This window comes from Megasphaera sp. SC8-1, from assembly GCF_024436295.1.
Classification (GTDB): domain Bacteria; phylum Bacillota; class Negativicutes; order Veillonellales; family Megasphaeraceae; genus Megasphaera; species Megasphaera elsdenii.
Window position 1 is genome coordinate 19,720 of sequence record NZ_JANFQH010000025.1, and the last position, 13,896, is coordinate 33,615.

Genomic DNA, 13,896 nt, shown 5'->3' on the forward strand with positions numbered 1-13,896 from the left:
CTCTTTTTTCACACTCATTTTTTCACTTTTTTCATGGACAGGCCGATGCGGCCGCGGGCGGCATCGACGCTGATGATTTCGGCTTCTACGATATCGCCGGCGTGGACGACGTCTGTGGGATGACGGAACGGATGGCGGCTCAGCTGAGAACGGTGTACCAGGCCAGGTGTCTTCAGACCGAAGTCGACGAAGGCGCCGAAGTCGACGACGTTCTGGACGGTGCCGCGGACGACGGTGCCGATTTGCAGGTCGTCCAGGCTCATGACGTGGCGGCGCGTCAGCGGTTTCGGAAATTCGCTGCGCACGTCGCGCCCCGGTTTTCGCAGTTCTTCCAGGATGTCCTTGATCGTCGGTTCGCCGGCATCGAGGACGGCGGCCAGTTTCGGTGCCGCGTTCATCTGTATCTTATCGCGCAGGCCGGCCAGCTTGTCCGGGTCCTTCAGGTCTTCATGGGACAGGCCGTAATGGCTGGCGATTTTTTCGGCCAGTCCGTACGATTCGGGATGGACCGACGTATTATCCAGGGGCTCGCTGCCGTCTTTGATGCGCAGGAAACCGGCGCACTGCGTGAAGGTCGCCGGGCCCAGGCGGGGGACGTTGAGCAGGTCCTGCCGGTTCTGGAAGGGACCGTTTTCATCGCGGTAGGCGACGATGTTCGCAGCCGTTGCCGCCGTCAGGCCGGAAATGTGCTGCAATAAGGCGGCCGATGCCGTATTGAGGTCGACACCGACATAGTTGACGACCGACGTGACGACCTGGTCCAGGGCGGCCGACAAGGCTTTCTGGTTGACGTCGTGCTGATACTGGCCGACGCCGATGGCCCGCGGGTCGATCTTGACCGATTCGGCCAGGGGGTCCTGGATGCGGCGGGCAATGGAGACGGCGCCGCGGATGGTGACGTCAAGGTCCGGCAGTTCTTCCCGGGCCAGGTCCGAGGCGGAATAGACGGATGCGCCGGCTTCGTTGGCGATGACGTAGCGGCAGGATAACTGGTAATCGGCGATGAGGGACGAGACGAATTGTTCCGTTTCATACGAAGCCGTCCCGTTGCCGATGGAAATGAGGGTGACGCCGTATTTCTGGATCATCCGGGCCAGGGTCTTGGCGCTCTGTTCCTTCTGGTAGGCCGATTTCGTCAGGTAATAGGTCCCATAGGCGAGGACGCGCCCCGTGGCGTCGATGATGGCGGCTTTGCAGCCCGTGCGGAAGCCCGGGTCGAGGCCCAGGATGGTCTGGCCGGCGAAGGGCGGCTGCAGCAGGACGTGGCGGAGATTTTCCGCAAAGACGTCGATGGCCTGCTTTTCGGCCTGCGCCGTCAGTTCGTTGCGGATTTCCCGTTCCATCTGCGGCGAAATGAGGCGCTTGTAGCTGTCGGCGGCGGCGTCGCAGAGAATCGCTTCATACGGCGAGTGACACTGGATGACTAAGCGGCAGAGCCTGTCGATGTGTTCATCGGCCGGCTCTTTTAGGGTCACTTTCAGTTTTTTCTCATTTTCGCCGCGGTTGATGGCCAGGATGCGGTAGCTCGGGATGCGGGCGACGCGTTCGCTGAAATCGGCGTAGGTCAGCATGGGGCCGGCTTCGCTCTCTTCGACTTGCAGGCTGCAGGTCAGGCGGGCCTGATGCCACAGGTCGCGGCGCAGGATGCGGCGGAAATCGGCCCGTTCGGAAAAGCGTTCGGCCAGGATATTGGCAGCGCCTTGGATGGCGTCTTCGACGGAAGGCACTTCGTCGGTGAGGTAGGCCTGAGCGGCTTTTTCCGGCGCCGGGCCATTGGCTTTTTGCGACAGGAACAGGTCGGCCAGGGGTTCCAGGCCGGCTTCGCGGGCCATGGAGGCTTTCGTCCGTTTTTTCGGCTTATACGGCAAATAGAGGTCTTCTACGTCCTGGAGCTGCCGGGCCGCTTCCAGTTCCTCGGCCAGTTCGTCGTTCCAGCAGCCCTGGTCGATGATGGACTGGCGGACCGTTTCCTTGCGGCTGGCCAGGGCCTGTTCATAGTCATATTGCTCCTGGATGCAGCGGAGTTGGACTTCATCGAGGCTCCCCGTCGCTTCTTTCCGGTATCGGGCGATAAAGGGAAGTGTATTGCCCTGTGCAAAGAGGGAAAGGGCAGATTGGACTTGGGATGGCTGTATACCCAGGGTCCTGGCGATTTCAGCGATCATCGTTTCCTCTGTCATGATTACCTTCCTTCCTAATTGAATAATTAATATTACTTATTGTGTAAGAAAAATTTCCCATAAAGCATTGAAATTTTTCTTGATAACCGTTACAATATAATACAGGATACTCCCCAGTATTCTGTACGATTCCAAGCTGAAATAAAGCTAGAATATCTTATTATACCACAGTTTTCCAAGAAAGGGGGATAAAAATGGAAATTGCTGAAGTTTTGCGAAAAAACGGCTATAAAGTAACTCCGCAGCGCCTGGCTGTGTACGAAGCCATCAATCACAATCCGACGCATCCCAATGCCGAGGCGATTTACAAGATATTACAGCCCAATTATCCGTCTATGAGTCTGGCTACGGTCTACAAGACGATGGAAATCTTTGCCAAAATTGGCGTTGTCCAGGTCTTGCAGTGTGCAGAAGATGCCCATCGCTATGATTATAATACAACTCCCCATGCCCATATTCGTTGCGAAAAATGCAACCGCGTCATCGATATCGACATGGACCAGGAGGGATTGCGTCAGCAGGCGGCTGAACAGAGCGGCTTCGTCGTCAACGGCGTCAGTATTTCGTTTGTCGGGATTTGCCCGGAATGTCGGGAAAAATCGTAAGTATTTGATTTTCATATAGTCTGAGGATAGGGGCTGCTGCATGAAGCCGGACGGGCTTTGTGCGGCAGCCTTTTTTGTTATCCGTCGCGCAGGAGGAAAAAATATGTTGCATATTGGATGTCATTTATCGGTTTCACAAGGATTTTTGCACATGGGTGGCGAAGCTTTATCTATAGGGGCAGATACGTTCCAGTTTTTCTCCCGCAATCCCCGAGGCAGCGGCGTCCGCAAACTGGACGTCGACGACATACAGGCCCTGAACCAGCTCATGGCAGACCATCATTTCGCGCCTATCCTGGCCCATGCGCCGTATACCCTGAACGGCTGCTCGAAGACGGCCAAGACGCGGGATTTCGCCCGCCAGGCCATGGCCGATGACCTGCGCCGTCTGGAATACGTCGACAACTGCCGGTATAACTTCCATCCCGGCAGCCACGTCGGCCAGGGCGCTGAAACGGGGATCGCCCTCATTGCCGACCTGCTCAACACCTGCATGTTCCCGGGCCAGAAGACGACGGTCCTCTTAGAAACCATGGCCGGCAAGGGGACGGAAGTGGGCCGGACCTTTGAGGAACTGGCAGCCATCATCGACAAAGTCGCCATGAACGAGAAGCTCGGCGTCTGCCTCGATACGTGCCACGTCTTCGATGGCGGCTACGACATCGTCCACCACCTGGACGACGTATTGACGGCTTTCGACAAGGTCATCGGCCTGGAACGACTGAAAGCCGTCCATATCAACGACAGCAAGAACGAGCTGGCCAGCCATAAGGACCGCCACGAAAAAATCGGCGACGGCCATATCGGCCTCGAAGCCTTCCAGGCCATCGTCAACCATCCGGCCCTGCGGAACCTGCCTTTTTACTTGGAAACACCGAACGACCTCGACGGGTATGCCCGGGAAATCGCCTTGTTGCGGTCTTTGCAGCAGTAATTGTCCGAAGGAGGGATTCCATGCGTATTTTACATACAGCGGACTGGCATTTAGGGAAATTATTCTATGGGAACTACTTGACCGAAGACCAGGCCTATGTCCTGGAACAGCAGTTCCTGCCCCTGCTCCGGGACGAAGGCATCGACGCCGTCGTCCTGGCCGGCGATGTCTACGACCGCAGCCTGCCGCCGGCAGAGGCTGTCGAACTCTTTGATGATATCGCGACGAAGATAACGGCTGATTTGAAGATCCCCTTCCTGGTCATCAGCGGCAACCACGACAGCCCGGCCCGCCTGTCCTTTGCCAGCCGCCTCCTGGCGCCGCAGGGGCTCTATATCGCCGGCGAATTGGACCGCCTCACCGGGCCTGTGGTCTTAGAAGATGAAGCGGGTCCCGTCGCCTTCCTGACGATTCCCTATGCCGAACCGGCCGTAGTCCGGCAGGTCCTTGGCCAGGAAACGGTCCGCAGCCACCAGCAGGCTATGGAAGCCCTGCTGGCCTGGCAGGCCCAGGCCGTTCCCAAAGGGGCGCGCACGGTCTGCATCGCCCATGCCTTTGTCGCCGGCGGCGTAGCCGGCGATTCCGAGCGGCCCTTGTCCATCGGCGGGACGGACCAGGTGGCAGGCAGCCTCTTTGCGCCTTTTACTTATACGGCCCTGGGCCATCTCCACGGCCCGCAGAAAGTCACGAGCGATACCATCCGCTATGCCGGCAGCCTGCTCAAATATTCTTTTGGCGAAGCCCGCCAGCATAAAGGCGTCGTCATCGCCGATATTGGGGCCGACGGCAAGGCAGCCCTTACCTTCCGGGACTTCGCGCCGCGCCACGATGTGCGCATCGTCAGCGGTTCTTTCGAGGCCATCATGGCCGCCGATGACGACCGGCCGGACGATTTCATCCTGGCCCGACTGGACGATACGCAGCCCATCCTCGACGGCATGGCCAAACTGCGGCGCAAGTATCCCAACGCCATGGCCCTGGAAATGCCCAACCGCAACACCCAGGCCGCCGGCCAGCGCGACTTTGATCTGCAGCAGGTGACGGAACGCGAATTGTTCACCGGTTTTGCCCAGGCCATGCGGCCGGACCAGCCCTTGACCGAGGACGAACGGGCCTGTGTCCGCGCCTTGTGGGACGAATTGGAAAAAGGGGGCAGCTTATTATGATTCCCATTTACTTAGACATGAAGGCTTTTGGTCCCTATGCCGGTCGGGAAATCGTCGATTTCCGCCAATTAGGGGACCACAAACTGTTCCTCATCTACGGGCCGACAGGCTCGGGCAAGACGACCATCCTCGACGCCATGTGCTACGCCCTCTACGGCAGCACCAGCGGCGACAGCCGTACCGGCGCCCACATGCGCAGTGAGTACGCCTCGCCGCAGGAAGCGACGTCCGTATCGTTCCGCTTTGCCATCGGCCAGAAATATTACCGCATCGACCGCAGCCCGGAACAGGAAATCGCCAAGAAACGCGGCACGGGCTTGAAAAAGGCTTCGGCCCAGGCCGCTTTATACGAAACGGATGAAGCCGGGGACCAGGAAAAGCTCATCGCCGCCAAGAATGTGACGGCTGCCGTCGAAGGGCTGCTGGGCTTTAAAGCCGACCAGTTCCGCCAGGTCGTCCTTTTACCGCAGGGGGACTTCCGCAAGCTCCTCCTGGCCGGGTCCGGCGAACGCCAGCAGATCATGCAGACCCTCTTCCATACCCAGCGCTATGCCCGGCTCCAGGAACTGGCCAAAGCCCGCCACGATGCCCTGGCCAGCCAGTATGAGCAAGTCCGGCAGCGGCGGGAACAGTGCCTGGCGGCGCTGGACATTGCCGACGAAAAGGAACTGCCTGCAAAGGAACGGCAATGGCAGGACCAGGCAGTGGCCGTAGACAAACAGTGGCAGGAAGCCGAAGGGACGCGCAAGACCTGTCAGGCCGCTTTCCAGGCCGCCCAGGCCCTGGACGCCCACTGGCTGCTGCGGGACCAGAAACGCCGGGAAGCGGCGCAGCTCCAGGCGCAGGCCCGGCAGTTCCAGGAAAAGAGGGATACCATCGCCATCCTGCGCCAGGCTGAAATCCTGGCCGAACCCTGCCGCCACCTGGACGACCTGGAAAGAGAGGGCAGGGAGACCCATAAAGCCGCTGAAAAAGCGGGTAAACTGGCTGAAAGGGCCCAGAAAGACCTGATCGCGGCTCAGCAGCAGCTGGCCGGCCTTTCGGCCCGGGAAAAGGGCTATAAGGCGGCCTGTGAAGAACAGGTGCAGCTGGCAGGCCTGCAGGACAAGGCCGGAGCCTATCGGACCTGTTGCCTCGAAGAAGGGCAGTGCCAGAAAAACGTGACTGACGCCGAAAAGCGCTGGAATCAGGCCCGAAAGAAAAAAGAAAAGGAAAAGCAGGCCTTGGACAAGGCCCGGGAAGCCGTCGCCGGCCTGGCCGAACAAGCCGTCGCGGCGGAACAGGCCAAAGCCCGCTGGCAGGCCCTGAACGACCGGCTCCAGCGCGAAGGCGAAGCGGCTGAGCTGGAAGCTAAGGCTAAAGAAGCGCAGAAACAGTGGCAGCACAGCCGGACTTTCCTGGAAAAAGCGGCGGCCAAAGCCCGGGACGAACGCATTGCCTATGAAAGCGTCCGGGCCCTGTTCCTGCAGGCCCAGGCAGCTGTCCTGGCGTCGGAACTGGAAGAGGGCCAGCCCTGCCCGGTCTGCGGTTCGAAAGCCCATCCCCTGCCGGCTGTGCGCCCGGAATCCCTGCCGGAACGGCACGACGTCGAACAGCATCAGAAACGGGCCGAAGCCAGTGAAGGCAAGCGCCAGCAGTGGGAAGTGACAGCCAAAGCCGATGAAACCCGCTGCCAGGCCCTGCAGGCCCAGTACGAGGCCTTGCGCCGCCAGTATCCCCAGGACGGGACCCTGGCGGACTGGCAGGCCAAGGCCGGACAGGCTCAAGTGGCTATGGAAGGCTTGCAGCAGCAGGTCCGGGACGGTGAAAAGCTGAAACAAGCCGTCGCCGCCGGCGAGGCCAGACTGGCCCGCTGGGAAAAGGACGAAGAAACGGCCCGGACGGCCGTGGAACAGGCGAGGACCGCTGCGGCTAAAGCCGCTGAGACGAAGGCCCGCCTGGAAGCGGACCTGCCGGCAGCCTATCGAGACCCGCTGGCGTTGCAGCAGCGACTGGATGCCTTGAACCGCGCTATCAAGGTCTATGAAAAGGACTTGCAGCACTGCCGCGACGCCGTCGTCGCCGGCGAACGGCAGGCGGCCAAGCAGCAGCAGGAAGCGCAGAACTGGCAGCATCAGGTCGAAGTGCTGCGGGACCGCTTCAGCCAGGGCGTCCAGGCCCTGCGGGACCGCGTCCTGGCCGCCGGCTTTGAAAGCGTCAAGGCCTGCCGGGCCATGCAGGCCGCCGTGCCGCAGATACCGGAACTGGAAGAATCCGTCCGTCACTATGACCAGCAGGTCCAGCAGGTCCAGGGCCAGCTGGCCCAGGAAGAGGCCGCCATCGGCACACAGGAACGGCCCGACGTGGCCGCCGCCCGGGCGGCCCTGGACGGCACTGAAAAGGCCAGCCAGGCCCTGGTCGAAGCCAAGGGCAGCCTGACGGCACGGTACCAGCGCTGGCAGCAGGAAAAGGAAGCCCTGGCCGCTTTGCAGCAGGAAGGCCAGGACCTGACCGAAGCTTATAAGACTGTCGGCGCCGTCTATGAACTCATTGCCGGTAAGCAGACGGGCATCAACTTTGAACGCTACGTCCTCGGGGCCCTTCTCGATGAAGTCCTGGCCGCCGCCAACGGACGCCTGCAGGGCATGAGCCGCCAGCGGTACAGCTTGCAGCGTTCCCAGTCCTGGGACGACAAGCGGGTCAAGCAGATTGGCCTGGATATCGAAGTCTATGACAATTATACAGGCTATGCCCGTCCGGCCAACACCTTGTCTGGCGGCGAGACCTTCCTGGCTTCCCTGTCCCTGGCCCTGGGCCTGGCCGACGTCGTTCAGGCCTATTCTGGCGGTATTCACCTGGATACGATGTTCATCGATGAAGGCTTCGGTACCCTCGACGGCGAAACCTTGGATTACGCCTTGAAGACGTTGGCGTCTCTGCGCAGCGGTGGCCGCCTGGTCGGTATCATTTCTCACGTCCCCGAACTGAAGGAACGTATCGATGCCCGCCTGGCCGTTCACAAGACCGACCGGGGCAGTACGTCGTCCTTTGAGTTTGCCTGACCGTCGCGATTAGTATATAATAAAATTATGACGAATAGAGAGGGGGAGAATTTTGTCTATTCAAAAAGTACGCGATTATTTTTCCCAGTGGGGAATGGAAGACCGGGTCATGGAACTCAGTCAGTCCAGCGCGACTGTCGAAGAAGCGGCAGCCGCCCTTCATACGGAAGGCCGGCGCATTGCCAAGTCCATGTCTTTCCTCGTTGGCGACCATCCGATTTTGGTCCTCTTTGCCGGCGATGCCCGCGTAGATAACCATAAGTTCAAAGAACGGTTCCACAAAAAGGCGACGATGATCAAGGCAGGCGACGTAGAACGGCTCATCGGCCATCCCGTCGGCGGTGTCTGTCCCTTTGCCGTCAATGACGGCGTCGAAGTCTTCCTCGATGAATCGCTTAAACGCTTCCAGACCGTCTTTCCTGCCTGTGGTACGGCCAACAGTGCCATCGAACTGACACTGCCCGAACTGGAAACTTATTCCCATGCCAGGGAATGGGTCGACGTATCGAAAGGCTGGCAGGAAGCAAACCAATAAAAAGGGGGTAAGTACTATGCAATTCACTTTTAAACACACTAATTTCAACGTGCTGGATCTCCAGCGCAGCATGGACTTCTACAAAGAGGCCTTGGGACTGACCGAAGTCAGCCGCATTGAAAATCCCGATTTCACCATCGTCTATCTCGGAGACGGCGTGTCCGATTTCCAGTTGGAACTGACCTGGCTCAAAGACCGCAAGGAACCGTATAACCTGGGGGAAAACGAATTTCACACGGCCTTTGCCGTCAAGGACATGAAGGCAGCCCTGGCCAAACATAAAGATATGGGCTGTGTCGTCTATCAGAATCCGGCCATGGGTATCTATTTCATCGTCGACCCTGACGGCTACTGGCTGGAAATCATTCCGGAGCGCTAATGATGAAGAAAGAGTATACGCAACGGACGGCCCGCCTCATCGGCCAGGATAAGGTGGATGAATTAGATACGAAAAAAGTACTCATCTTTGGCGTCGGCGGCGTCGGTTCGGCTGTCGTCGAATCCTTGGGGCGGGCTGGCGTGGGCCATCTCATCCTGGTCGATGCCGACGTCTTCGACCCGTCCAACGTCAACCGTCAGCTCGGCGCGACGGTCCAGACCATTGGCCGGCCGAAAGTCGAAGTCATGAAGGAACGCCTCTTGTCCATCAATCCCGACATCGACGTCGAGACCCATGCGACCTTCTATCTGCCCGACAGCCATAAGGGCTTCATCGCCAATTCCGGTGCCGACTATGTCGTCGACGCCGTCGATACGATGAGCGCCAAGATCGCCATCATCGACGAAGCCTATCACAGCGGCATCCCGGTCGTCTCGTCCATGGGGGCCGGCAACAAGCTCCATCCGGAATACTTCCAGCTCGACTACATCGAAAAGACCAGCGTCGATCCCCTGGCCAAGATCATGCGCCGGGAATTGAAGAAGCGCCGGATCCGCCGCATCAAAGTGGCTTATTCGACGGAAGTCCCGCATAAGCCGTTCTCGGACAGCGATGAAGTGCGCCCCAGTCCGGGCAGCATTTCCTTCGTCCCGTCGACAGCCGGCATGATTCTGGCCGGTGCCGTCGTGCGCGACCTCCTGGGTCTGGAGTAAAAGAAAATTTTTGCCAGTTATACACAAGGGCTGTGCCTGAAAAGGCGCAGCTCTTTTGTGGTCCTTTCAAGGCTTGCCAGCCATTTTGATAAAAATTAGCCTTAACTTGTCCACAACACGATGGAGTATATACACATTGACAGCTGCTACTATATATAGTATCATAGGGCATGTGAAAAACGGTCCCTGCATCGTATATCTTGTGGGGGACACGGAAAAAGGTACATCTTGTATACTATATACTGTGGAGGTAGACATATGTTAGAAGTAATCAAGCGCAACGGAGAACGGGTGCCCTTCAATCGCGACAAGATCACGAACGCCATTGAAAAGGCCATGAACAGCAGCAGCGGTATTTATGAAGAAGGGCAGGCTGCCAAGATTGCCAGTGAAATCGAAGCGTATGCGGCTTCTATCCAGAAGGACCTGACCATTTATGCCATCGAAGACCAGGTCTACTACCGCCTGTTGAAGTACAACAATCCGGCTACGGCCCGGGCCTATGAGAACTACAAGACCATCCAGGCCTTCAAGCGCCAGACCAACACGACGGACGATGACGTCTTCGGCCTGCTGAACAACACCAACCTGGAAGTCCTCGATGAAAACTCCAATAAGAACGGCCACGTCGTGTCGACACAGCGCGACCTCATTGCCGGCGAAGTCTCCAAGGACATTGCCCGCCGCAAGCTCATCCCGGCCGATATCGTCCAGGCCCATGACAGCGGGGCCATCCATTTCCATGATATGGATTACATCATCCAGCCCATGTTCAACTGCTGTCTCATCAACTTGGAAGACATGCTGGCCAACGGCACGGTCATCAACGGCAAGAAAATCGATACGCCGAAATCCTTCCAGGTCGCCTGCACGGTGACGACGCAGATCATCGCCCAAGTCGCCAGCGGCCAGTACGGCGGTCAGTCCATCAACGGCATCGACCGCATCCTGGCGCCCTATGTCCGCAAATCCTTCAAGAAGTACATGAAAGCTGTCGTCGAAGAACAGCGCGAAGTCTACGGTATCGAACCGGACATGGAAAAGGCCGAAGAAATCGCCTGGAAGCGGACAAAGAAGGAAATCAAGGACGGCATCCAGACCATCCAGTATCAGATCAACACCCTCATGACGACCAACGGCCAGGCGCCGTTCGTCACGCTGTTCATGTATTTTAGACCGGACTACGAATACGCCAAGGAAGCGGCCCTCATCGACGAAGAACTGCTGCGCCAGCGTATCCAGGGCATCAAGAACGAAGCCAATGTCTACGTCACGCCGGCTTTCCCGAAACTCATCTACGTCCTGGACGAACACAACGTCCGCGAAGGCAGCCCCTACTTCTATCTGACCAAACTGGCGGCTGAATGTACGGCAAAACGCATGTATCCTGACTATATTTCGGCCAAGAAGATGCGCGAATCCTACGAAGGCAACGTCTTCAGCCCCATGGGCTGCCGGTCCTTCCTCAGCCCCTGGAAAGATGAACAGGGCAACTATAAATTCGACGGCCGTTTCAACATGGGCGTCGTCTCCCTCAACCTGCCGCAGATCGGCATCCTCGCCGATGGCGACGAAGAAAAATTCTTCCAGATTCTCGACAAACGCCTGGAACTTTGCAAGAAGGCCCTGCTCCTGCGCGTCGACCTCCTCAAACGCATCACGTCGGACGTATCGCCTATTCACTGGCAGTACGGTGCCATTGCCCGCCTGAAGCCCGGCGAAACGATTGAAAAGTTTATTTACGGCGGTTATGCGACCTTGTCCTTGGGTTATATCGGTATCTATGAAGCGACGATGCTGACCAAGCACTGCTCGCACACGACGCCGGAAGGCCGGAAATTCGCCATGCGCATCATGGACGACCTCAACGCCCACATCAAGAAGTGGAGAAAAGAAACGAATATCGGCTTCGCCCTCTACGGCACGCCGGCAGAAAACTTGACCAATCTCTTCTGCAAGATCGACAAGGCCCGCTTCGGCTCCATTCCCGATGTCACCGACAAGGGCTATTACACCAACAGCTACCACGTCGATGTCCGCGAACCGATCAACGTCTTCGATAAGTTCTCCTTTGAAGCCGATTTTGAAGATAAATCGACAGGCGGCTGCATCAGCTATGCTGAAATCCCCAACATGACCCATAATATCCCGGCTGTCCTGACCATGGTCCAGTACATCTACGACCACATCGCGTACGGCGAATTCAATACCAAGCTCGATTACTGCCATGAATGTGGCTTTGACGGTGAAATCATCCTCAACGACGACAACGAATGGGAATGTCCGCGCTGCCATAATAAAGACCGCAACAAACTGACCGTCATCCGCCGTACCTGCGGCTATTTGGGTGAAAATTTCTGGAACGAAGGGCGGACGCAGGAAATTAAGAACCGCGTCCTCCATATCTAAGAGGTGACTTGTTTTGCATTATGCACAGATGCGGCAATATGACATTGCCAATGGCCCGGGCATCCGCTCGACGATTTTCGTCACCGGCTGTTCGCGCCACTGTTTCAACTGTTTCAATCCGGAATACCAGGACCCCAAGGCCGGCCAGGAATGGACGGACAAGGAAATGGACCAGCTCCTGTCCTGGCTCAGCGCCCCGACGAACGGCGGCCTGACCCTTTTGGGTGGGGAACCTATGGAAAATACCGATGGCTTGACGCAGATTGTCCAAAAGGTCAAACAGGCACTGCCCGATAAATCAGTGTGGGTCTACTCGGGCTTTACGTATGACGAAATCATGGCGGACCCGCAGAAAAAAGCCCTTTTAGATGTCTGTGACGTCCTCGTCGACGGCCCCTTTGTCGACGACCTGAAAGACCCGGGCCTCTATTTCCGCGGCTCCTCGAACCAGCGCGTCATCGACCTCAACGCCACCAGAGAAAAGGGAGAAGTAACCCTCCTCTGGCCGGACGGGAGATAAAAGTTTGTAGTTTGCAGCAACTTCTCTGTTGAAAGCCTCCCATAATAGGGGAGGTGCCGAAGACGGAGGGGTTGCTTTTTTTTAAAAATAATTAATAGAAATTATCAAGTAATACTATTTACAAAATTAGATAATTTTGCTATACTTTAGTTAGAAGAACACTGGGTACAGCACTATTCAGACGGGCGCCCCACATGGGCGCCCCTACAGCCGATGCGGGAATCCCAAAATCAGCGTAGGGGTCGCCATGTGGGCGACCCGCCGCGAACGCTGTACCATATCCTATACTGAATGCTGTGTAAATAATGTGCGCAAAAGGAGGGCTCCTCATGGTTGTTGAATCGGTAAAAAAAGTTAAGCATATCGTCTCTGAAGTCTTCAAAGGCTATGCCAGTAATTCCAGCGGCGGCTGCTGCGGCGTATCCCTTCCGCCGGAAGAACAACGCCAGCTCAAACGCCTGAAAGAAGGGGCCCAGGCCGAAAAGAAAGATTGACAGGGCCCATAAAAACGGCTACACTAAAGATATAAGAACAAGACGCACGACGGGGACACCACCTAAGGTGTCAGACGTCGTGCGTTTTTATTTTGCTACGAGGGGTGTATACCATGCAGTTACTATTGAACGGAAAGAAAATGACTTGTCCCTGTGATCACCTGGAAGACCTGAAAGCCGCCTATGGCAGCGGTCAGGAAATCACCATCGTCAACGGCTTTGCCACGACAGAGAACTTAGCCCTGAAAGAGGGCGATGAAATCTATTTCATCCCAAAAGACCGGCTGCCGCCGAAAGAAGCGCTGGAAGGCATGATGTGTTCCCGCCATACGCCGAAAGTCCACCAGAAAGTCAGCGCCGGCCGCGTCGCCATCTGCGGTCTCGGCGGCCTAGGCTCTAACGCTGCCGTCTACCTGGCCCGGACCGGCGTCGGCCATCTGCACCTCATCGACTTCGATACAGTCGATGCCAGCAACTTGAACCGTCAGTCCTACATGGTCCGCGACCTAGGACAGCGCAAGACCGATGCCCTGGCCCGGCAGATTGCCGACATCAATCCCTTCATCGATGTCCGCACGGACTTCGTCCGCCTTACGGAAGACAACGTACCGACTATCCTGAAAGACGACCAGGTCATTTGCGAAGCCTTCGACAACCCTGATGCCAAGACCATGCTCGTCCACACCGTCTTGGAACAATGTCCCGATAAATACATCGTCTCCGCTTCCGGCATGGCCGGCTACGGCGACAGCAACGCCATCGAAACAAAAAAAATCACGAGCCATTTCTATATCTGCGGCGACCAGACGCGGAACGCGAAGCCTGGCCGCGGCCTCATGGCCCCGCGCGTCGCCATCTGTGCCGGCCACGAAGCCAACCTGATCCTGAAGCTCCTGGTCGACGTCTTGTAAATGCCTCTC

General features: G+C 57.4%; 12 protein-coding genes. 11 read left to right on the plus strand and 1 reads right to left on the minus strand.

Annotated elements, in window-relative coordinates; genetic code table 11:
- Positions 1-14: 14 nt before the first annotated feature.
- A complete protein-coding gene (locus NOS26_RS07795; RefSeq protein WP_072982438.1) occupies positions 15-2,180 on the minus strand; it encodes a Tex family protein in 2,166 nt (721 codons plus the stop codon).
- Between the two features lie 194 nt (positions 2,181-2,374).
- Here NOS26_RS07795 and NOS26_RS07800 point away from each other — a divergent pair, with 194 nt between their 5' ends.
- The 11 genes from NOS26_RS07800 (at position 2,375) to thiF (ending at position 13,887) form a co-directional block, all read left to right on the plus strand.
- Positions 2,375-2,785, plus strand: a complete 411-nt coding sequence (locus tag NOS26_RS07800) for a Fur family transcriptional regulator (RefSeq protein WP_014017144.1) — start codon at positions 2,375-2,377, stop codon at positions 2,783-2,785.
- Positions 2,786-2,888: 103 nt separating this feature from the next.
- Positions 2,889-3,719 (plus strand): deoxyribonuclease IV, encoded by an 831-nt coding sequence (locus NOS26_RS07805; protein WP_022497686.1) that lies wholly within the window; start codon positions 2,889-2,891, stop codon positions 3,717-3,719.
- Between the two features lie 20 nt (positions 3,720-3,739).
- The gene (locus tag NOS26_RS07810) at positions 3,740-4,885 is read left to right on the plus strand and encodes an exonuclease SbcCD subunit D (RefSeq protein ID WP_072982441.1); all 1,146 of its coding nucleotides are present in this window, start codon (positions 3,740-3,742) and stop codon (positions 4,883-4,885) included.
- Complete coding sequence (locus NOS26_RS07815) at positions 4,882-7,926, plus strand: AAA family ATPase (RefSeq protein ID WP_072982444.1); 3,045 nt, start codon at positions 4,882-4,884, stop codon at positions 7,924-7,926. The genes NOS26_RS07810 and NOS26_RS07815 overlap by 4 nt, the downstream gene beginning before the upstream one ends.
- A 52-nt stretch (positions 7,927-7,978) precedes the next feature.
- Positions 7,979-8,461, plus strand: a complete 483-nt coding sequence (locus NOS26_RS07820) for a YbaK/EbsC family protein (protein ID WP_072982446.1) — start codon at positions 7,979-7,981, stop codon at positions 8,459-8,461.
- 16 nt (positions 8,462-8,477) lie between these two features.
- Positions 8,478-8,840, plus strand: a complete 363-nt coding sequence (locus tag NOS26_RS07825) for a VOC family protein (RefSeq protein ID WP_014017139.1) — start codon at positions 8,478-8,480, stop codon at positions 8,838-8,840.
- A gap of 2 nt (positions 8,841-8,842) precedes the next feature.
- Positions 8,843-9,553 (plus strand): ThiF family adenylyltransferase, encoded by a 711-nt coding sequence (locus NOS26_RS07830; RefSeq protein WP_072982449.1) that lies wholly within the window; start codon positions 8,843-8,845, stop codon positions 9,551-9,553.
- Positions 9,554-9,811: 258 nt separating this feature from the next.
- Complete coding sequence (nrdD, locus tag NOS26_RS07835) at positions 9,812-11,962, plus strand: anaerobic ribonucleoside-triphosphate reductase (protein WP_074787289.1); 2,151 nt, start codon at positions 9,812-9,814, stop codon at positions 11,960-11,962.
- A 13-nt stretch (positions 11,963-11,975) separates the two neighbouring features.
- Positions 11,976-12,482: an anaerobic ribonucleoside-triphosphate reductase activating protein gene (nrdG, locus tag NOS26_RS07840; RefSeq protein ID WP_255917511.1), complete on the plus strand. Its 507-nt coding sequence runs from the start codon at positions 11,976-11,978 to the stop codon at positions 12,480-12,482.
- A 329-nt stretch (positions 12,483-12,811) separates the two neighbouring features.
- Complete coding sequence (locus NOS26_RS07845) at positions 12,812-12,976, plus strand: hypothetical protein (RefSeq protein WP_170101502.1); 165 nt, start codon at positions 12,812-12,814, stop codon at positions 12,974-12,976.
- 113 nt (positions 12,977-13,089) lie between these two features.
- Positions 13,090-13,887, plus strand: a complete 798-nt coding sequence (gene thiF / locus NOS26_RS07850) for a sulfur carrier protein ThiS adenylyltransferase ThiF (RefSeq protein WP_022497414.1) — start codon at positions 13,090-13,092, stop codon at positions 13,885-13,887.
- Positions 13,888-13,896: the final 9 nt, after the last annotated feature.

Coding starts and splice junctions, on each gene's coding strand:
- NOS26_RS07795 (WP_072982438.1), bottom strand. CDS start 2,180: ATGACAGAGGAAACGATGATCGCTGAAATCGCCAGGACCCTGGGTATA.
- NOS26_RS07800 (WP_014017144.1), top strand. CDS start 2,375: ATGGAAATTGCTGAAGTTTTGCGAAAAAACGGCTATAAAGTAACTCCG.
- NOS26_RS07805 (WP_022497686.1), top strand. CDS start 2,889: ATGTTGCATATTGGATGTCATTTATCGGTTTCACAAGGATTTTTGCAC.
- NOS26_RS07810 (WP_072982441.1), top strand. CDS start 3,740: ATGCGTATTTTACATACAGCGGACTGGCATTTAGGGAAATTATTCTAT.
- NOS26_RS07815 (WP_072982444.1), top strand. CDS start 4,882: ATGATTCCCATTTACTTAGACATGAAGGCTTTTGGTCCCTATGCCGGT.
- NOS26_RS07825 (WP_014017139.1), top strand. CDS start 8,478: ATGCAATTCACTTTTAAACACACTAATTTCAACGTGCTGGATCTCCAG.
- NOS26_RS07830 (WP_072982449.1), top strand. CDS start 8,843: ATGAAGAAAGAGTATACGCAACGGACGGCCCGCCTCATCGGCCAGGAT.
- nrdD (WP_074787289.1), top strand. CDS start 9,812: ATGTTAGAAGTAATCAAGCGCAACGGAGAACGGGTGCCCTTCAATCGC.
- NOS26_RS07845 (WP_170101502.1), top strand. CDS start 12,812: ATGGTTGTTGAATCGGTAAAAAAAGTTAAGCATATCGTCTCTGAAGTC.
- thiF (WP_022497414.1), top strand. CDS start 13,090: ATGCAGTTACTATTGAACGGAAAGAAAATGACTTGTCCCTGTGATCAC.